Below are 19687 nucleotides of genomic sequence, written 5' to 3'. Positions count from 1 at the left end.
CGGATTCGGCATGGCAGATATTCACATCGAGGAATTCTACAAAGACACCGCGATTGCGCTGGTCCAGCTCTACAATGCCTTCCCGCGACGGGTGAACCTGTTTGTCGAAGACATTGCCGGGCCGGACCAGGCCGATGAATTCGGGCTTCACAGCCGCCGCCACATGGCCTGCTTCGGCAGCCTTTTGTGGTTGGCGGAAGAGGGCTACGTGCGCTACGTCGACACCATCCGCCAGGAAGCCCTGGATCAGGCGGTACTCAGTCATAGGGCCTTCACCCGGCTGAGCGCCCAGGCCAGTGCCGAGTTGATCGACCGGTTTGCCCCGCAACAGGTAGCGGACGAATCCATCCCCCCGTCCGTGCGGGAGGATTTTTCCACCCACGTCCACATCATTCGCGAAACCATCCGCGGCGGTAACTCCGCCCAGGTCAGCCAGGTGATGCAGGCTATTTTTTTCCAGGACAGCCACTAGCCCCTCCGGGAGCCCTTCCCCGGCTCCCTGTCCCTCTTGCGAAACACTACTTAAATTCCCGTAAGGCCCCTTGAAGCCGGAAACCCGGACCCCGATATCCGGTCAGAGAAACGATCTGTCCTATTGAGGAAATCCTGATGAGAATTCTGTTGTTCCTGGCGACCAACCTGGCGGTCATCGTGGTGGCGAGCATCACCCTGAAACTGCTTGGGGTCGACAGCTACCTGGCCCACAACGGCATTCAGTACGGCTCTTTGCTGGCGTTTGCGGCCGTGTTCGGCTTTGCCGGCTCGATCGTGTCACTGCTGATCTCAAAGCCCATGGCAAAATGGAGCACCGGCGCCAAGGTGATTGAACAGCCCCGCTCACCGGCCGAACGCTGGCTGGTAGAGACCGTCGCCGAGCTATCCCGCAAAGCCGGCATCGGCATGCCGGAAGTTGCCATCTTTCCGGCCAGTCAGGCCAACGCCTTTGCCACTGGCTGGAATCGCAACCAGGCCTTGGTGGCGGTAAGTCAGGGCTTGTTGCAACGCATGGATCAGGATGAGATTCGCGCCGTTCTCGGTCACGAGATTGGCCACGTGGCCAATGGCGACATGGTGACCCTGGCACTGATTCAGGGAGTGGTGAACACCTTCGTGATCTTCGCCGCCCGGGTCATCGGCTCGGTGGTGGACCGGGTGGTGTTCCGCAACGAAGGCGGTCACGGTATTGGCTTTTTCGTGGTTAGCATGATTGCTGAGGTGGTACTGGGTATTCTCGCCAGCACCATTGTGTTCTGGTTCTCCAGACGGCGGGAGTTCCGGGCCGATATTGCGGGCGCACAACTGGCAGGACGCCAGGCCATGATCAACGCCCTCAACCGGCTGAAACGCGACAGCGAAGTACCGGACCAGATGCCGGATTCGCTCCAGGCCTTTGCCATCAACAAGGGGCAGCGCGGCGGCCTCTCGGCCCTGTTCATGACGCACCCGCCACTGGAGGAACGCATCGCGGCGTTGCAGAACGCCAAACTGTAACCTCATCTGAGCCGTTGCCGCCCCGGCGGCATCGGCCCGGCGCCCGTCATAACCGTCAAAACAGTCATGCCGTCATAACAACGTCATCTTGCCTCGATAGGTTGTCGGTAGACACCACGATGAGAGAGGGCAAAACGGTGATACAGCAGAAACAGAATCCGGAACCCTGGATGAATGGCGCGGCACTGGTGTTGTCAGACGGACGCGAAGTGCCCATCACTGATCGCATGGTCCAGCGCGCACTGGAAACCCTCCTGCAATCGGCCGAGGCCACCCTGCACCGCCCCCGAAAAAGCGCCTGAGGGCCGGGGATCTGAAACGCTCCCGGTATCGGGAACGTCCATCACAGCTTCAGCTTGAAGCCCAATCCCTTGAAGGTGTCCTGCAGGGATTTACTGGTGCCTTTGAGCTGGATTTTAACGCTGGAGAATTCCCGCCGCACCGGATAGTCCCGGCGCAGGTTGTCGAATGCCACCGCACGCTCACTCTCCGGTAACGCCAGGGCTCGGCGGAGATTGGCATCATCCCGGCGTGGATCGTAGCAGGCACGGATCGCGGTATAGGCCGCCGGCACTGCCTCTGCGGAACTGGTGAAAGCCAGTTTGTTCATGGCCGGCTCGGGCAGGAACTGCCCCGCTTTCTTGCGGGCAGGCAGACCCAGGAAACGGCAGACAGCCCGGTAGATGGTCTCGGTGCCCTGAACTTTACCTTCGAGGCTATAGCCCGCGATGTGAGGCGTTGCCAGCCATACGCGCTTGGCAAGCTCAACGGAAATCCGCGGCTCATTCGGCCAGACATCCAGAACCACGGTCGGCGCCTCACTCCGATCCAGACACTCAAGCAACGCCTCACCATCAATGACTTCGCCACGGCCGCTGTTGATCAACAGTTGATGCTCAGCCAGAAGGCTCAAACGCGCTCGATCAATCAGTTTCCAGGTCGGGTGCTTGCCCTGGTCCGTCAGTGGCGTGTGGAGACTCACCACATCACAGGCCAGAGCTTCCTCCAGGGAGTCAAACTCCCCCTCCTCCTGTTCCGCCCGGGGCGGATCACAGCGTTTGACCGAGAACCCCAGCCGTTCCAGCTTGCGGGCCAGCTCACCGCCAACATTGCCAACACCGACAATGCCCACACTCAGGTCAGACCAGTTCGCCATACCCCGCCGCTCGGCATGAAGGGAAATCACACTGAGCACGTACTCCACCACACTGTTGGCGTTGCACCCTGGCGCGGCACAGAACGCAATGCCCTGGGACGCCAACCAGTCAATATCAACGTGATCGGTGCCGATGGTTGCCGTACCGACAAACTTCACCCGGCTGCCAGCGAGCAATGCCTCATTGACCTGGGTGACCGAACGCACCAGCAGGATGTCGGCATCCCGCACATCGTCGGCGGTCATGGCCCGACCGGCCACCGGGCGGATCTCCCCGACCTCGGCGAAAAACGAGTCGAGTAACGGAATATTCTCATCGGCTACGATCAACATGCGATGGTCTTCCCTAGGTCTCAGTTCCTGCGTGGACGCGAGTTACGGCCACCGGACGAGCGCCCGCCCGAGGGGCGACCTCCGGATGGTCGACGACCTCGACGTTTCGCCAGCGGCGGCTTCTCCAGTGGCGTGGTCAGATCCTCTTCCGGCACGGTCGCCGTCAGCTTCTGACTGATGTAGGTTTCAATCGCCGGCAACGAGAAGGAATCGTCCTCCCCCGCCAGACTGACGGAGATGCCGTGTTGCCCCGCCCGCCCCGTGCGGCCAATGCGGTGGACGTAGTCCTCGGCGTTCTCCGGCAGGTTGTAGTTGAACACGTGGGTCACCCCATCGACGTGAATCCCCCGGCCTGCGACATCGGTCGCGACCAGCACCTGGATCGCGCCACGCTTGAACTGGTCCAGTGTTTTCAGGCGCTTGTTCTGGGCAATCTCGCCCGACATCATCGCCACTTTCACACCCTGATTGCGCAGGTTCTCTTCCAGATCCCGGCACTGGTCACGGCGGTTGGCAAACACAATGGCTTTGTCAACGCCATCCCGCTTGAAGTAATTCACCAGCACGGTGAGCTTCTCATCTTCCGACACCAGGTACACGGTCTGCTTGACCCGCTCCGCAGTCTTCTGCTCCGGCTCAATCTCGACGAACTCGGCATTTCGCGTCCACATCGACGCCAGGTTGAGCACATCCTGGTTGAAGGTGGCACTGAACAGCAGGGTCTGGCGCTCTTCCTTCGGCGTACATTTGCGGATGATGCGCTTCACATCCGGGATGAACCCCATGTCCAGCATGCGGTCTGCTTCGTCCAGAATCAGCAGGTCGAGCTGGTCCAGGAACACATCCTGAGACCCCAGAAAGTCGATCAACCGTCCCGGCGTCGCCACCAGGATATCGACGATCTCATTCTGCAGCTGATCCCGCTGTTTGTCGTAGTTCATACCCCCCACCACCGTCACCACATTGTGGCCGGTATGGGCGCACAGCTGCTCGGCATCCTTGGCGATCTGCATTGCCAGCTCCCGGGTGGGTGCCAGCGCCAGCACCCTGGGCTCGGAGGCGAAGCGATCTTTCTTGTCGATGGGCACTTCCAGCATGCTCTGGATCGCGGTAATCAGGAAGGCGGCGGTCTTGCCGGTGCCGGTTTGCGCCTGACCGATCAGGTCTTCACAGGCCAGGGTAAACGGCAGGGTTTCGGCCTGGATCGGGGTACAGTGAGAGAAACCGATTTCGGTGATGGCATCCAGCAGGCGCTGATCGAGCTTGAGATCCTTGAAGGCAATGCCTTTATCGCTACCGGGTTTGGCCGGGGTTGTCGTTTCAGGTTCAACACTGGCCTCAGCGGCCGGTTGCGGATTGGATGTTGTCATATGCGTACTAATACCTTGCAGTCGGGAGAACCCGGGCCAGCGCCGGCCTGTTGGCCGCGCCTGTTGGAGGTCGGGTCTCAGGTATCCCGCAACCGCTCAGGAAGAGCCGCCGCCCAGGCGGCGTCAAACCTCGGTCGGGTACCGTAGAAGTTCAAAAGTGTGTCGAAAAAGGCCGCGCCCCTTCGAGGCAGGCCGTGGATCAGGTAGCGATTGGCCTGTTCCCTTACATTGCGCTGAAACCCCAGCTCATCCGCGGCGCCATTTCCTGACAGATTATCAACACTGATGTGGAAGCGGAATCCGGCGGCCACGGAAAACAGCCACTCAAGCGCCTGGGGTTTGATCTCCACTTTTTCGAACGCCTGTTGCTGTTCGGCAGTGCGCCCATCAGGGCAATACCAGTAGCCGTAGTCAACCTGTCTGCGACGTTCTTCGCCGGCAATACACCAGTGACTGATTTCATGGAGCGCACTGGCGAAGTAGCCATGGGCAAAGATAACCTGGGCCGGCTGATCAGAGCCGGTGGCCGGCAGGTATTCGGGTTCGTCGCTGCCCCGGACCAGGATTGTCCGGTAAGTTTCCCGGAACAGGTCGTTGAACAGCATGATAAGATCGTTCGGGTGGTGATTCATGCGACGGCTATTGTGCGACTTTAACCGACACAATACCAGTGCCTCGACAGCAACACCGAAACCCGCAACAATCCCCGCGCGGAACTTTCCGACCGGCACCGGGTCCACCGGTCGATTCCCATGGGCAGGCCCACCCTGACGCCCCTACATTCATGGAACAGGCAGACTAAGCAGCTGATATGTCCCCGGCAACTCCTTCAATCAACACAGGCACCGCCACAGCAACCGGCTTTCGGACGCTGACCCATTCGCTCACCCGCACCCTGACTCTGGCATTTATGCTTTTACTGGCGTCACTGCCGGTTCGGGCGCTGGATCTGGGAGGCTCGTCCCTGTTCGAAACCAGCAACCAGGATTTCCTCCCGGTCGATCAAGCGCTGCCGTTCGGGTTTTCCAGCGAAAGAGGCGCTATCACCCTGCAATGGGACATCGCGCCCAAGCACTATCTGTACAAGGACCGAATCAGCATCCAGGCGGTGGAGGATGGTGTGATTCTGGGCAAGCCGAGCTACTCGCTGCCGGGTACCGCCACCGAGGATGAGTATTTCGGCGAGGTCACCGTCTTCTACCAGCCGATTACGGTGACCGTTCCGGTCACGCTGCCGGCGGGCCGGCAGGAAGCCAACCTCAAGGTCAGCTACCAGGGCTGCGCCGAGGCCGGCCTGTGCTATCCTCCGCAAACACAGGACGTGCTCTACTACCCCGGCGGCGCAACCAGCACCGCGGCCTCAACAGCGGTGCCCACGCCCCCTCAACCGAGCGCCAGCGATACCGAATCGGCGGCCGGACTCGCCAGCGTACTGGCCAACCAGCCGCTGTGGGCCATTGCCGGACTGTTCCTGCTATTGGGACTGGGGCTGACCTTCACGCCCTGCGTGCTGCCAATGGTGCCGATCATCTCATCACTGGTCTCCAGCCAGAACACCCAGACCACCCTGCATGCCCTGCTGTTGTCACTGAGCTATGTGCTGGGGATGGCGCTGACATACGCCGCCGCCGGCGTGGTGACGGGGCTGCTTGGCGCCAGCTTCAATCTGCAGGCGCAACTGCAGTCGCCTTGGGTTCTCGGGGTGTTCGCCACTCTGTTTGTGCTGTTTGCACTGTCCATGTTCAACCTCTACGACCTGCAATTGCCTGCTGTCATCCGCGATCGTCTGAATCAGGCCAGCCATCGTCTGACCGGGTCCCGGGTCGCCAGCATCTTCGGTATTGGCGCGTTGTCGGCCCTGGTGGTCTCACCTTGCGTATCGGCTCCTCTGGCTGGCAGCCTGCTCTACATCAGCACCACCCAGGACGCGGTGGTCGGTGGGCTGGCGCTGTTCGCGCTGGGCCTGGGCATGGGTGTGCCACTGATTCTGGTCGCCGTCGGCGGTCGCCGCCTGTTGCCCGGAACTGGGCCCTGGATGAATGTGGTGAAGTCGTTCTATGGCATCATGCTGCTGGCGGTTGCCATCTGGCTGGTCGAGCGACTGGTGCCAGCCTGGCTGACGTTGACACTGTGGGGCGCTCTGGCAGCGGTAACAGGCGTGCAACTGGGGGCCTTCGATGGCGCCAAAGCCGGTTGGCAGCGCACCTGGAAAGGCTGCGGCCTGATCCTGTTCAGCTATGGCATTGCACTGCTGGCGGGCGCTTTGGCCGGCGCCCATGATCCCCTGAAGCCGCTGTCGCCATTCACCGCCAGCGCTGCGACTACCACCATCGAAGCTCCGGTCGAATCCAGCTTCCAGCGCATGGAAGACCCCGATGCCATTCGTCAGGCGCTGGCCTCGGCCGCAGCCAATGATCGCCCGGTGATTCTGGATTTCTACGCCGACTGGTGTATCTCCTGCAAAGTCATGGAGCGGGAAGTGTTCAGCGATCCCGCAGTGCATCGCGCCATGGCGGACTACACCCTGCTGCAGATTGACCTGACCGACAACACTCCGTCACAGCAAGCTCTGCTGAACGAACTGGGGCTGTTTGGTCCGCCAGCGATCCTGTTCTACGAAGCCAGCGGCGAGGAGTCCCAGTCCTTGCGGGTACTGGGTGAAATGGACCGGGACCAGTTCCTGGCTCACCTGCAGAAAGTTCGCCTAGCCCGGCAGGGCTAGGTGCCAGCGGTTGGAATCAGGAACCAACTACTGCCCCCGACGGATGAAATAGACATATTCCCCGCCCACTTCCTGATGCAACACCAGTTCGTGGCTCAGGAACTGGCAAAAGCGGGGTATGTCCCGGGTGGTCGACGGGTCCGTGGCCACTACCCTCAGAACCTCGCCGGCAGCGACGTCCAGGATACGGTTGTGCAGCATCATGACCGGCTCAGGACAGAACAGTCCGCGTGCATCGAGTTCAGCGGCAAAGGCTGGTGTTTCCAAGTGAGTTCTCCCATTGATCTGCCAGCGAGCCGTCATGCCCACAACCCACCGCCGGCAGGTTGGCCCAAGCTCCCGGGCTGAGGCAGAAAATCCGTGCTAAGTTAGAGGTATAGGTTCTTTTTTGTTGGCCAGACCTGAGGTACGCCCATGATACGAGTCATCATTGAACGCCACATCGCTGAATCGCTCGAAGACGCCTACGAAGAACGCTCCCGCCGAATCCTGCAACACGCCGTCGGAGCCTCGGGCTTTATTTCCGGGGAGACCCTGGTCGATGCCACCGACCCCAATCATCGCCTCACCCTGGCCAACTGGCGTTCGGTCGCCGACTGGGACCGCTGGTACCACTCCGACGAACGCAAGGATCTACTGGCGGAGATTATCCCGATGATGGATCAGGACGAAAAGATTACCATCCTGATGCAAAGCTAGGGAGCCCTCAGGGGGCTCCTCCCCGTCGCCACCCAGGCAATCAGTCCCGCCGCTCGATGAAACAGGTGATCTCCTCACGGTCATGATACAGATGGCTCGCTTTGAAGAACCAGTTCAACTCGGTTTCCGATAACGCCTCTTCAATCAGCTCACGGCAGATCAGCCACTCGTCGTAGCGCTTCTTCATCGGCAATTTGAGATTGAAGATGGTGTAACGGCACATCCGGTCCACGATCCAGGAAACGGCCATTTTGGCGGTTCGCCGTGGATGGTCAACGATGTCGCAGACCATCCAGTCCACACCCCGCTTAGGTCGCCAAGTGTAGCCGTCGGCTTCAACGTGTTGAACCTGGCCGGTGGCCATCAACTCCGCCTGCATCGGACCATTGTCCACGGCAGTCACCATCATGCCCTGGCGGACCAGCTGCCAGCTCCAACCTCCCGGGGCGGCCCCGAGATCCACCGCTTTCTTGCCTCCCCCCAGGTAGAACAGCGCCTGCTCCTCAGGAAAGAAAACCTTCCAGGCTTCTTCCAGCTTCAATGCAGACCGGCTGGGGGCAGACGCCGGCAACCGCAGGCGCGGAATACCGCCGAGAAAGCGGGACCGATTGGCGGCACGGCTGATGCCCACCCATGCCTGGTCAAAGCCGGTTAGCAGAATCTCCAGACGGTAGTCACCATGACTGTCCTGGTCGGCGGGCATCAGGCCGGCACCACGCAACCCTTTGGACAGCGGCGCCACCCACTTGCGGGCAAACCGCCCCAGATCACCATCGTCGTGGCCTTCGGGCAAGCGCACTTCCAGCCGCCCACAGGGTGGCAGTGCCACATCCGGCAAGCGCAGGGCCTCAATCACCGCGCCGACACGATCCTCCGCCGGCAACTCCAGCACGGTCAACACCTCGATCCAGTCCCGGGTGAACACCAGCTCGTCAATCGACACCCGCGCCATCAGATCCGACGCCCGCTCCCCACCGGACAGATGGAACTCCACGATGCCGCCGGCAGGGCCTACACTGAAGTAACCGTAACAACCGCGCTGGGCGGCCATGTCCGTCAATTCACGTCCGGCATCGGTCTCGAAACCCGGTCGACAAAACAATACTAAGCGGCCCATGACATACCTATGTTGATAATTGAATACTGCGCAACAGAACAAGCTGACGGTCGCCTGATACGCTGCGCGTTTTTGCTCGACGGCATTTCCGCTATGACCCTACTACGCGGGCTGGTCCTGCTCAGCCTCTGCCTGGTATCCGGCCAAAGTGCCGGCAATCACCCTTTATCGACAGGGAACCAGAGCACGCCCTGCCCCCTGCTGTCGGTCAACGACCCTGTCCAGCGTGATCGGCTGCTGTACCATACCTGCTATCTGTCTCAACCGACAGATCTGGGCGACTGGCGGCAGATCACTCCCTCCCAACTCCCCGCCCAACTGCAGTGGCAGGCGTCCAATGGTGAGCAGTTGGCATTCCCCCGCTCACAACTGGAATACTGGATTCGGCTGAACCTGAGGAATGATGGCCCAACCCCAGGCTTCTGGTACCTGGCACTGGACTATGCACCGGTGGATTATGTCTCCTTCACCCTGCACAAAGCCAATGGCAGCTCAGTCATTGAAACCGGTGACCAGCGCCCCTTTGACGCCCGGGGCATCAACTACCGTTACTACCTGGTACCGATCAGCCTCAACGCGGGCGAAGCCGCTACGCTCTACGTCCGACTGAGCAGCCAGGGCGCACTGAACCTACCGTTGTCACTACTTACCCCCGACGAACTGGTGGCGCAGAGCAACACGCTGACCCTCACACATGGGCTGTTCTACGGCGCCCTGATTATCTTCGCCCTGTTTAACCTGCTGCTGTTTATCAGCTCCGGTACCCGCTACTACTTTTTCAACGCCTTTTATATGGCATCCCTGGGGCTTTTCCTGTTTGCCATGGGCGGGTTTGCTTACCAGCACCTGTGGCCCGGTAGCCCCTGGCTGGCCAATACCGCCATCCCCCTGTCCATGGCTTTGTGCGCCCTGGCGATCAACCTGTTCGGGCGCTCCTTTTTGCAGGTGCGTCGGCAAAGCCCGCTTACCTCGCGGCTGATGACCGCCCAGACCGGCATCGCCTGTGCTCTGCTGGTGCTGGCTCTGGTTCTGCCCTACAACCACGCCATCGCCATTATAACGGTTGCAGCCCTGGCACTGATCTTCAGTCTGTTTTTTATCGGCGTTATTCGCTGGCGGCAGGGCCACAGCCACGCCAAATGGTATGTGTTGTCCTGGTCGCTGATGGTGCTTGGCACCCTCACCTATGCCCTCGCGGCGTTTGGCTATATCCCGGATTTCCTGCAGCACGAGATGATCATGCAAAGTGCGATAGGCGGCCAGGTACTGCTGCTGAACTACGCCATTGTGCAGCGCTGGCGTGATATGCAAAAACGCCTTTGGCTTGCGGAAAACCGTGCCAAGATGCGCCTGGAACGGGAGGTTGCCGAACGAACAACCCAACTGCAGGAAGCCATGCGTGACCTTGAGGCCGCCAATCAGCGACTGGAAGCATTGTCTACCCGGGACAGTCTTACCGGCCTGCACAATCGCCGCTACCTCGACGGACGCCTCGCCGAACTGATACGCGAGACTCGCAGACACCATCGCCCCCTGGCACTGGTACTGCTGGATGCGGACCACTTCAAGCGCATCAATGACCACTATGGCCACGCGGTGGGTGATCTCTGCCTTCGCCACATTGCAGATGAACTGAAGCACGCCGTCCACCGGCCCCAGGATGTGGTTGCCCGCTTTGGCGGGGAGGAGTTCGCGCTGCTGCTTCCCGACACCAACCTTGCCGGCGCTCAGCAGGTGACCAACCAGTTCCTGCAACGTCTGGCATCCTGCCCCGCCGGCCAGCGGGAAGGCTTGCACATTCAACTGACACTGAGCGCCGGCGTCGCCGTGCTGCAAGACGACGAGACACCGGCACAACTGTTCCAGCGGGCCGACGACGCTCTGTACCAGGCCAAGGCTGCCGGCCGAAACCAACTGGCGGTCGCCGATAACACACCGTCATCGATCGACAGGGCAACTAATCGCAGCCACGAATAAACCGGGCAGCGTGGCTCGCTGCCTCTTCGATCAATTGCTGCTGCGTTCGCCCGGACGACTTGAGCGGTTGAAAATCGTGGTTACCGCCATCGAGCCAATGCAACACCAGCGGTAGATTCCGGCCAAGATGTTCCACCACCTCGTCCAACTTGCCGAACGGGTCCCGTGTACCCTGAATGATGCACAGCTTCGTCCAAAGCGCCGGGAAGTGATCGGTTCGCCAGCGATCCAGCTTGCCCGGAGGATGAAATGGATAGCCAAAACCGATTGCTCCGCTGAACGCGCCCTCCATCTCAGATTCGCTGGCCAACAGGCTGGCCATCCGCCCACCCATGGACTTGCCCCCGATAAACAATGGACCGCCCTCCGAAACCTCCCGAGCAAGGTCAACCTGCTCCCTGAAGAACGTCAGCAGCTTCTCTGCCCGATCCGGCGGCCGCTTGCGACCATCGGCCTTGCGCCGTTGCATATACGGGAAATCGAACCGCACGACGGTAACCCCCTGATCCGCCATCGCCTCAGCCAGCGTAGTCATAAAAGAGGAGTCAGCGGGTGCTCCAGCACCGTGAGCCAACAGCAGCGTACCATGGCAGTTCGGGCCACGGCCGCGGGTCGTATATGCTTCAGTAGAGTTCACCTGACCTCCATTAGCGACTATCATGTGGGTTCTAATAAGGAGCCTAAGAATAACGCCCCGCTTTTGAAAACGCGCCCCATGGCGGCCCACCGGGTTCGACCAGATGGAGCTGTTTTGTGTTTTCAAAGGCTTAGGGCCGTTTTTTTATGGGCTCCAGAACGAACCTGTAGATCACCGGATTAAATCCGTAGTGCATCTATACAGGGGGTGCTTTCACAGGTCCGGATTTTTGCCGATACCGGTTGGCAATATTCGGCCATGTGGCTGATTTGAGAGACCTTTGGCAGCCTGTCGTGACTTGACCTGAGTCATTGCAATGATGTCATGCTTTCTCCATACTTGCGCCCGCATACTTCCCCACTCTAAACCCATTGGTAAGGCTATGAGCACAGTAAATCCAAACCTGACATACAACTACAAGGTGGTGAGACAGTTCGCCATCATGACAGTGGTATGGGGTATTATCGGGATGAGCCTGGGTGTGCTGATTGCAGCACAACTCGTCTGGCCCTCTGTTAACCTGGATCTGCCCTTTACCCACTTCGGCCGTCTACGGCCGCTGCATACCAACGCTGTAATCTACGGCTTTGGTGGTTGTGCGTTGTTTGCAACTTCCTACTACGTGGTCCAGCGGACCTGTCAGGCACGCCTGTTCTCGGATGGCCTTGCACAGTTCACGTTCTGGGGCTGGCAGGCTGTTATGGTGGCGGCGGTTATTACCCTGCCCCAGGGTCTGACCTCCACCAAGGAATACGCCGAACTGGAATGGCCGATCGACATCCTGATCACCCTGGTCTGGGTGGCCTATGCCGCGGTCTTCTTCGGCACGGTGATGAAGCGCAAAGCGCCTCACATCTACGTGGCCAACTGGTTCTACGGAGCCTTCATCATCACGGTTGCGGTACTCCACGTTGGTAACAACCTGGCGCTTCCGGTCAGCGCTTTCAAGTCTTACTCCGCTTACGCGGGTGTCACCGACGCCATGATCCAGTGGTGGTGGGGTCACAATGCGGTAGGCTTCTTCCTGACCGCCGGCTTCCTGGGCATGATGTACTACTTCGTTCCCAAGCAAGCCAACCGTCCGGTTTACTCCTACCGTCTGTCCATCGTTCACTTCTGGGCTTTGATTGCCACTTACGTCTGGGCCGGTGGTCACCACCTGCACTACAGCGCCCTGCCTGACTGGGCACAGACCGCAGGCATGGTTATGTCCCTGATTCTGCTGGCTCCGAGCTGGGGCGGCATGATCAACGGCATGATGACCCTCTCCGGTGCCTGGCACAAACTGCGTACCGATCCGATCCTGCGCTTCCTGGTGGTTTCCCTGTCCTTCTACGGTATGTCTACCTTCGAAGGCCCGATGATGGCTATCAAGACCGTCAACGCCCTGTCCCACAACACTGACTGGACCATCGGTCACGTACACTCCGGTGCGCTGGGTTGGGTTGCGATGATCAGTATCGGTGCCATGTACCACCTGATCCCGAAACTTTGGGGCGTTCGTGAAATGTACAGCTCCGCCCTGATCAACCTGCACTTCTGGCTGGCCACTGTCGGCACCGTTCTGTACATCGTTGCCATGTGGGTCAACGGCATCATGCAGGGTCTGATGTGGCGCGCGGTAAACGCCGACGGCACTCTGACTTACAGCTTCGTCGAGTCCCTGGAAGCCTCCTACCCGGGTTACTTCGTGCGCTGGCTGGGTGGTGTGATCTTCGTCTCTGGCATGCTGGTCATGGCCTACAACGTACGCAAGACCATCAAGCAGAAAGACGCGGTTGCCCTGGATAACGCTGCGGCCCAGGTTGCCTGAGAGGAGTAGAGAGACCAATGAGACACGACATTATTGAAAAGAACGTCGGCCTGATGGCCCTGCTGATCGTACTGGTGATCAGCGGCGGCTTCCTGGTCGAGGTTGTGCCCCTGTTCTTCCTCAAGGAAACCAACGAGCCCGTGGCTGGCCTGGAACCGCTGACGCCGCTGCAACTGGAAGGCCGTGACATCTACATCCGTGAAGGCTGTCACGTCTGCCATACCCAGCAGATCCGTCCGTTCCGTGCCGAGACCGAGCGCTATGGCCACTACTCCGTGGCTGGCGAGTTCGTCTACGAGCGTCCCTTCCTGTGGGGCTCCAAGCGGACTGGTCCGGACCTGGCCCGGGTTGGCGGTCGTTACTCCGACGCCTGGCAGCGGATGCACCTGTTTGATCCGCGCAGCGTGGTACCTGAATCCAACATGCCGGCATTCCCCTGGCTGTTTGAGAACAAGGTCGACCACACAGGCACTGCAGCCAAGCTGACGACCATGCAGACTCTGGGCGTGCCCTACACCGATGAGCAGATCGCCAACGCGGCTGACCAGGTGCAAGGCAAGTTCGAGATCGAAGCGCTGGTCGCCTATCTGCAGCAGCTCGGCACTGTGATTTCAACCAAACGGTGATCCCGATGGATATTAACGAGGTACGCGGCATCCATACGTTGCTGGTCTTGATCGCTTTCCTCGGCATCTGCTGGTGGGCGTACAGCGCCCGCCGCAAGAAGTCGAATGACGAAGCGGCACACCTGCCCTTCGACGATGATGAGATCGATCGCCGTACCCTTGAGAAAGACAGAACGGAGAAGAAACAATGAGTACCTTCTGGAGCATCTGGATCAGTGCGATCGTGCTCGGTACCATCTTTGGGTGCTGGTGGCTGCTTTGGGCAACACGCAAGAGCCAGACCACCGACACCGAAACCGAGCGTACCACCGGCCATTCTTTCGATGGCATCGAAGAGTACGACAACCCTCTGCCGAAGTGGTGGTTCTACCTGTTCGTCGGCACCTGTGTCTTCAGCCTTGGCTACCTGGCGCTCTACCCCGGCCTGGGTAACTTCAAGGGCCTGCTCGGCTGGACGCAACACAACCAGTGGGAGAAGGAAGTTCAGGTCGCGGAAGCCAAGTACGGCGAGATCTACGCCCAGTACGGCAGCACCCCGATCGTCGAACTGGCCCAGAACGAAGATGCCATGAAGATGGGTCAGCGTCTGTTCGCCAACAACTGCGCAGTCTGTCACGGTTCCGCCGCCCGCGGCGCGGTTGGTTTCCCCAACCTGACCGACGACGACTGGCTGTACGGTGGCGATCCTGACACCATCGTCCAGACCCTGACTCACGGCCGCCAGGGCGCCATGCCAGCGAAGGGCATGATGCCGAACATGGACTCCGAGCAGGTCGACCAGGTGGTCAACTACGTGTTGAGCTTCAGTGATCGCGCCCGTGATCCGGAAGCCGCCAAGGCTGGCGAGCAGGTCTTCATGCAAGCCTGTGCCGCCTGTCACGGCCAGGATGCCAAAGGCATGCAGGCCATGGGCGCCCCCAACCTGACCGACAATACCTGGCTCTACGGTAGCACCTATGACCGTATTGAGGAGACCGTGCTCTACGGTCGCCAGAACCAGATGCCGGCCCAGAAAGGACGTCTGAGCGAAGACCAGATCCACATTCTGGGCGCTTACGTCTACAGCCTGTCGAACTAAGGCTAACGGTCGCTGTCCCTGATCCCAGGGGCAGCGCCCTCCCCTCCTTCCGAGTCTTTTGAACCCTGAGTCCGGCGATCGCAGGCCCAGGCTTGAGAGGATTCCACAGAATGCCCAAAAGAGGCATGCCCCTGATTGGGAGGTCATGATGAGCAGTCAGATTCCGGTTAAGCAAATCGATCCTTCGACTGATGCCTCCGACAACAACAAGAAAAAAGCAGAGACCGTCGATTTATACGCCGAACGTAAGAAAATTTACGTCAAAGAAGTAAAGGGCCTGTTCCAGCGAATACGCTTCTTCAGCCTGATGGGGTTGATGGGAATGTATTTTCTGTTCTGCTGGATCACCATTGACGGGCAGCCCCTGATCCACTTCGACCTGCCCGCCCGCGAGTTCCACCTCTACGGCGCCACCTTCTATCCGAAGGATTTCTTCCTGCTCTCGGGAATGCTGATCATCTGCGCCTTTGGGCTGTTCTTCATTACCACGCTGTTTGGCCGGGTCTGGTGCGGCTACACCTGCCCGCAAACCGTCTGGACCTTCATTTTCATGTGGGTGGAAGAGCGGATTGAAGGCAGCCGCAACAAGCGGATGAAGCTGGACAAGTCCGAGAACTCCCGTGAGAAGGTGGTCAAGAAAAGCCTGAAACACACCGCATGGCTGTTGATTGCCCTGGCAACCGGCCTGACGTTTGTGGGCTATTTCTACCCCATCCGCGAGCTGATTGCAGACCTGTTTACCCTGCAGGCCAACGGCTGGGCCTACTTCTGGGTCGCCTTCTTCACCGTCGCCACCTACCTCAACGCCGGCTGGCTGCGGGAGCAGGTGTGCCTCTACATGTGCCCGTACGCACGTTTCCAGTCCGTGATGTTTGATCCCAACACCCGCATCGTGTCTTACGATCCGAGCCGGGGCGAGCCCCGCGGCGGCCGCAAGAAAACTGCGGCCAAAGAGGAACTGGGGCTTGGCGACTGCATCGATTGCGGCCTGTGCGTACAGGTCTGTCCCACTGGCATCGATATCCGCGACGGCCTGCAGTACGAGTGCATCGGCTGCGCCCTGTGCATCGACGCCTGTGATAACGTCATGGACAAAATGAACTACCCCCGCGGGCTCATCCGTTATACCACCGAAAATGAGCTGGAAGGCAAAACCTCCAAGTTGCTCCGTCCGCGGACCTTCGGTTACGGCATTGTGCTTTCGCTGATGGTTTCCGCCATTATCTTTACCCTGTCCACACGGGTACCGGCGGAACTCGACGTACTGCGTGATCGCGGGGCCCTGTTCAATTACAACGGCCGGGGTTTGATCGAGAACTCCTATACCCTGAAAATAGCCAATATGTCGGAGGTTCCCCAAACCTACCAACTGTCGGTCAGCGGGCTGGACACCCTGACCTTGACCAGCAAGGCACAAGTTAACGTCGCCAGTGGTGAACACCTGTCGCTGCCTGCGGTCGTGGAAGTGGACCCTGAATCCATCCACGACACCAACAGCACCATCACATTCACCATGCGGTCGCTCACGGACGAATCGCTGACCATTGAAACCGAGAGCCGGTTCGTTGGACCCAGCCAGTAATCGAACCTTCCGGTAGAATCCTGGTCACACCGCCGCCGGCCTTAGTGCCGGCGGCCTGATTTTTACCGGTAAACGCGTCACTACAGAGAATTCGTTATGAGCAATGACACCCCAGTCGCCCCCTGGTACCGCCAACCCTGGCTCTGGTTCCTGCTGTTTTTCCCCGCCGCCGCCATCATCTGGTGCATATTCATGATCACCATGGCCATTACCAGCGAAAACGCCATGGTGACGGATGACTACTCGAAGGAGGGAAAAAGCATCAACCTGGAACTGGCCCGCGACACCAAGGCGGTGGAGTTGGGCCTGGGCGCAGTTCTTGATTTCTCCGGCGAACAGGAGATCCGGGTAACCATGTCCAGCGACAAGTCAGCGGTGTCCTACCCCTATCTGATCCTCAAGCTGTTTCACCCAACACTGGAAGAGAAAGACCGCACCATTCAGCTCAACCCGGTGTCTGAGCATGCCTACACCACCGCCATGCCTCGCGACATCAACGGTCGCTGGTACCTCGACCTGCGCAGCCCGGATAACGACTGGCGCCTGAAGGGTGAGATTCTGCTGCCCGCCGCAATGCCAATGGCCCTGGGGACGGCAGCCAGCGAGGACGGGTGATTCCATTGGATTGCTTCCACTGCGGCGAGCCAGCTGATGGCGACCCGCCGATCACCCTCGAACTGGACGGTGAGACCCGGCACTTCTGCTGCCTGGGGTGCCAATCGGTTTGCCAGACCATCCGTGCGGAGGGTCTGGACGGCTTCTATCAGCACCGGACCGCGCCTGCCGTCACACCGCGGATTCTGTCTCAGACCGAGCTTGCCCAGTTGCGGGAGTTTGATCATCCGCTGGTGCAGCAAAGCTTTGTCGCTTCGGTCAAGGCGGGGCGGGAGGCTCAGCTGCTGATCGAAGGGATCACCTGTGCCGCCTGCATCTGGCTGCTGGAGAACCACCTTGGCCAGCGGCCGGGGGTGCAGTCCTTCACCGTCAACCACACCACCCAACGCGCCCGGTTGGTGTGGTCCCCCGACCAGGCCTCGCTGAGCGATCTACTGATTGCCATCAACGAGCTGGGCTATCGCGCCCGCCCCTACCAGGCTGACGAGGCCGAACAGGCCCTGAGGGCGGAAAAGCGCTCCGCCCTGATCCGGCTCTGTGTCGCCGGTATCGCCACCATGCAAAGCATGATGCTGGCCTTCCCGCTCTACTTTGAGTTGATCAACAACCTCTCTCCCGAGTTTGTCCAGTTCTTCCGCTGGTTCAGCCTGCTGGTCGCCACGCCGGTCGTCTTTTACAGTGCCCGCCCGTTCTTTCGCAATGCCCTGCGGGACATCCGCAGCCGCCACCTGACCATGGACGTGCCCGTTGCGACCGCCATCGGCCTGGCCTATTCCGCCAGCGCCTGGGTAACCGTAGTCGGGGGTGAGGAAGTGTATTTCGAGTCGGTCTGCATGTTTACCTTCCTGCTGTCGCTGGGACGGTACATTGAAATGCAGGCGCGCTACCGGGCCGGTCTCACCGGCAATGCCCTTGCCGGGGTCCAGCCGTCCGTCGCCACCCGCGAAGCGGATGGCCAGAGCGAACTGGTGGCCACCCATGACCTGACCACCGGCGACATCATTCGGCTGAAACCCGGTGAAACCCTGCCGGTGGACGGCGTCATCGTCAGCGGCCACTCCACCCTCAACGAAGCCGCGCTCACCGGCGAGTATCTGCCGGAAACCCGTCAGCCGGGTGATGCGGTCCATGCCGGCAGCGTGAATGGCGAGAATCCGCTGACCGTGCGGGTCGAGAAAACCGGTGCCAATACCCGTCTGTCGGGCATCCTGCGCATTCTCGACCGGGTTCAGTCAGAGAAGCCGGCCATTGCCCGCATGGCTGACCGGGTGGCCGGCGTTTTTGTCAGCCGCATCCTGATCATATCGCCACTGGTATGGATCGGCTGGTGGCTGGCCGGTTCAGACCGGGCCTTCGATATCACCCTGTCGGTGCTGGTGGTAACCTGCCCCTGCGCCCTCTCACTGGCGACACCGACCGCCATTACCAGTGCAACGGTCAAACTTCGCAAGCTGGGATTCCTGCCCACCCGGGGACACACCCTGGAATCCCTGAACAACATCGATACCGTCGTTTTTGACAAGACCGGCACCCTCACCCAGGGCGAGCTGTCACTGGTACACAGCGAAACCATGGCAGCCCTGGACCGGGATATCCTGAACGGCGTCGCCGCCGGACTGGAGCAGGCCTCAGAGCATCCCATTGCCAAGGTGTTCCACCGCTTCCGCCCGTATCCCGTGACAGACATCCGCAACCACGTCGGCGGCGGCCTGACCGGCCAATGGCAACGGCAGACCGTCGCCATCGGCCATCGCGAGTTCGTCCAGGACCACACATCGGCCCCTTTGCCGGAAGTTGGTTCCCACCAGGGCATCGAGATCTGGCTGGCCTCAGACACCCAGGTGCTGGGGCGCTTCGTGCTGGACGACCAGCCCCGTGATGACGCCCGTGCCGCCATCGCCAGCCTGCAGCGGCGGGGCATTCGCACCCTGCTGCTGAGCGGCGACCGCTCCGGCCATGTCGACCATATCGCCCAGCTGTTGGGCATTGATGAAGCCCAGGGCCAGGCCACACCGGAAGACAAGCTGGCCCGCCTGGAGCAACTGCGCGCCGACGGCCACAACATCATGATGGTGGGTGACGGTCTCAACGACCTGCCTTCCATGGCCGGCGCCGGAGTGGCTGTCGCCATGGGCAATGCCGCCGACCTCACCCAGCTGCGAGCAGACGCCGTACTGCTGAACGGCCAACTCAGCCAGTTGGAACAGGCCATCGATACCAGTCGCAAGACCCGTCGGGTAATCCGTCAGAACATGGCCTGGGCCCTGGGCTACAACCTGTGCGCCCTGCCACTGGCGGCCGCCGGTCTGATCCCGCCCTGGCTGGCCGCCATTGGCATGTCGCTGAGTTCACTGGTGGTGGTGATGAATGCCCTGAGACTGGGCCGCCAGGACGATTCCGGCAACACCGAAACCACGCTGGTTGGCGTTAACCCTGCAGCCTGATACCGTCCCGGACGAGACTTTTTTAAC

General features: G+C 60.2%; 19 protein-coding genes. 13 read left to right on the top strand and 6 right to left on the bottom strand.

Annotation, left to right across the window (positions count from 1 at the left end):
• The first annotated feature begins 10 nt into the window (after positions 1-10).
• From J2887_RS08990 to J2887_RS08980, 3 genes are all read left to right on the top strand, one after another.
• Positions 11-472 carry a hypothetical protein gene (locus J2887_RS08990; RefSeq protein ID WP_227175661.1) on the top strand — a complete coding sequence of 154 codons (462 nt, stop codon included), beginning with the start codon at positions 11-13 and terminating at the stop codon, positions 470-472.
• Positions 473-606: 134 nt separating this feature from the next.
• Positions 607-1491 carry a protease HtpX gene (htpX, locus tag J2887_RS08985; RefSeq protein ID WP_227176091.1) on the top strand — a complete coding sequence of 295 codons (885 nt, stop codon included), beginning with the start codon at positions 607-609 and terminating at the stop codon, positions 1489-1491.
• 119 nt (positions 1492-1610) lie between these two features.
• Positions 1611-1793 carry a PA1571 family protein gene (locus J2887_RS08980; RefSeq protein WP_227175660.1) on the top strand — a complete coding sequence of 61 codons (183 nt, stop codon included), beginning with the start codon at positions 1611-1613 and terminating at the stop codon, positions 1791-1793.
• Between the two features lie 41 nt (positions 1794-1834).
• On the opposite strand, the gene pdxB is transcribed toward J2887_RS08980, so the two are convergent.
• From pdxB to J2887_RS08965, 3 genes are all read right to left on the bottom strand, one after another.
• Positions 1835-2980 carry a 4-phosphoerythronate dehydrogenase PdxB gene (gene pdxB, locus J2887_RS08975; protein ID WP_227175659.1) on the bottom strand — a complete coding sequence of 382 codons (1146 nt, stop codon included), beginning with the start codon at positions 2978-2980 and terminating at the stop codon, positions 1835-1837.
• Positions 2981-3000: 20 nt separating this feature from the next.
• On the bottom strand, positions 3001-4350 hold the full coding sequence (locus J2887_RS08970; protein WP_227175658.1) for a DEAD/DEAH box helicase: 1350 nt from the start codon (positions 4348-4350) through the stop codon (positions 3001-3003).
• Between the two features lie 77 nt (positions 4351-4427).
• Complete coding sequence (locus tag J2887_RS08965) at positions 4428-4955, bottom strand: elongation factor P hydroxylase (protein ID WP_416381903.1); 528 nt, start codon at positions 4953-4955, stop codon at positions 4428-4430.
• A 206-nt stretch (positions 4956-5161) separates the two neighbouring features.
• Between J2887_RS08965 and dsbD the strand changes: the two genes are divergently transcribed.
• Positions 5162-7072, top strand: coding sequence for a protein-disulfide reductase DsbD (gene dsbD / locus J2887_RS08960; RefSeq protein ID WP_227175656.1), 1911 nt, complete (start codon positions 5162-5164; stop codon positions 7070-7072).
• A 27-nt stretch (positions 7073-7099) separates the two neighbouring features.
• Here the strand turns inward: dsbD and tusA are convergent, their stop codons facing one another.
• Entirely contained in the window at positions 7100-7339 is a 240-nt protein-coding gene (gene tusA, locus J2887_RS08955; RefSeq protein ID WP_227175652.1) for a sulfurtransferase TusA, read from the bottom strand.
• Between the two features lie 147 nt (positions 7340-7486).
• On the opposite strand from tusA, the gene J2887_RS08950 reads away from it, so the two are divergent.
• Entirely contained in the window at positions 7487-7771 is a 285-nt protein-coding gene (locus J2887_RS08950; RefSeq protein ID WP_227175651.1) for an antibiotic biosynthesis monooxygenase family protein, read from the top strand.
• 40 nt (positions 7772-7811) lie between these two features.
• Here the strand turns inward: J2887_RS08950 and rlmM are convergent, their stop codons facing one another.
• Complete coding sequence (gene rlmM / locus J2887_RS08945; RefSeq protein WP_227175649.1) at positions 7812-8888, bottom strand: 23S rRNA (cytidine(2498)-2'-O)-methyltransferase RlmM; 1077 nt, start codon at positions 8886-8888, stop codon at positions 7812-7814.
• Positions 8889-8981: 93 nt separating this feature from the next.
• Here rlmM and J2887_RS08940 point away from each other — a divergent pair, with 93 nt between their 5' ends.
• Complete coding sequence (locus tag J2887_RS08940; protein WP_227175647.1) at positions 8982-10865, top strand: sensor domain-containing diguanylate cyclase; 1884 nt, start codon at positions 8982-8984, stop codon at positions 10863-10865.
• On the opposite strand, the gene J2887_RS08935 is transcribed toward J2887_RS08940, so the two are convergent.
• Positions 10846-11502, bottom strand: coding sequence for an alpha/beta fold hydrolase (locus J2887_RS08935; RefSeq protein WP_227175645.1), 657 nt, complete (start codon positions 11500-11502; stop codon positions 10846-10848). The genes J2887_RS08940 and J2887_RS08935 overlap by 20 nt on opposite strands.
• Before the next feature lie 382 nt (positions 11503-11884).
• Between J2887_RS08935 and ccoN the strand changes: the two genes are divergently transcribed.
• From ccoN to J2887_RS08900, 7 genes are all read left to right on the top strand, one after another.
• A complete protein-coding gene (ccoN, locus tag J2887_RS08930; protein ID WP_227175643.1) occupies positions 11885-13315 on the top strand; it encodes a cytochrome-c oxidase, cbb3-type subunit I in 1431 nt (476 codons plus the stop codon).
• Positions 13316-13332: 17 nt separating this feature from the next.
• Positions 13333-13941, top strand: coding sequence for a cytochrome-c oxidase, cbb3-type subunit II (gene ccoO, locus J2887_RS08925; protein WP_227175641.1), 609 nt, complete (start codon positions 13333-13335; stop codon positions 13939-13941).
• A 5-nt stretch (positions 13942-13946) separates the two neighbouring features.
• Entirely contained in the window at positions 13947-14132 is a 186-nt protein-coding gene (locus J2887_RS08920; RefSeq protein WP_227175639.1) for a cbb3-type cytochrome oxidase subunit 3, read from the top strand.
• Positions 14129-15019, top strand: a complete 891-nt coding sequence (gene ccoP, locus J2887_RS08915) for a cytochrome-c oxidase, cbb3-type subunit III (protein WP_227175637.1) — start codon at positions 14129-14131, stop codon at positions 15017-15019. Before J2887_RS08920 ends, ccoP begins: the two co-directional genes overlap by 4 nt.
• Before the next feature lie 148 nt (positions 15020-15167).
• Positions 15168-16601, top strand: a complete 1434-nt coding sequence (ccoG, locus tag J2887_RS08910) for a cytochrome c oxidase accessory protein CcoG (RefSeq protein ID WP_227175636.1) — start codon at positions 15168-15170, stop codon at positions 16599-16601.
• 96 nt (positions 16602-16697) lie between these two features.
• The gene (locus J2887_RS08905) at positions 16698-17216 is read left to right on the top strand and encodes a FixH family protein (protein WP_227175634.1); all 519 of its coding nucleotides are present in this window, start codon (positions 16698-16700) and stop codon (positions 17214-17216) included.
• Positions 17213-19660 (top strand): heavy metal translocating P-type ATPase, encoded by a 2448-nt coding sequence (locus tag J2887_RS08900; RefSeq protein ID WP_227175632.1) that lies wholly within the window; start codon positions 17213-17215, stop codon positions 19658-19660. Before J2887_RS08905 ends, J2887_RS08900 begins: the two co-directional genes overlap by 4 nt.
• Positions 19661-19687: the final 27 nt, after the last annotated feature.

The organism is Marinobacter sp. CA1, from assembly GCF_020546665.1.
Lineage (GTDB): Bacteria > Pseudomonadota > Gammaproteobacteria > Pseudomonadales > Oleiphilaceae > Marinobacter > Marinobacter xestospongiae.
Note: the sequence above shows the minus strand (reverse complement) of the source record. Positions and strands in the feature narration are given on the sequence as shown.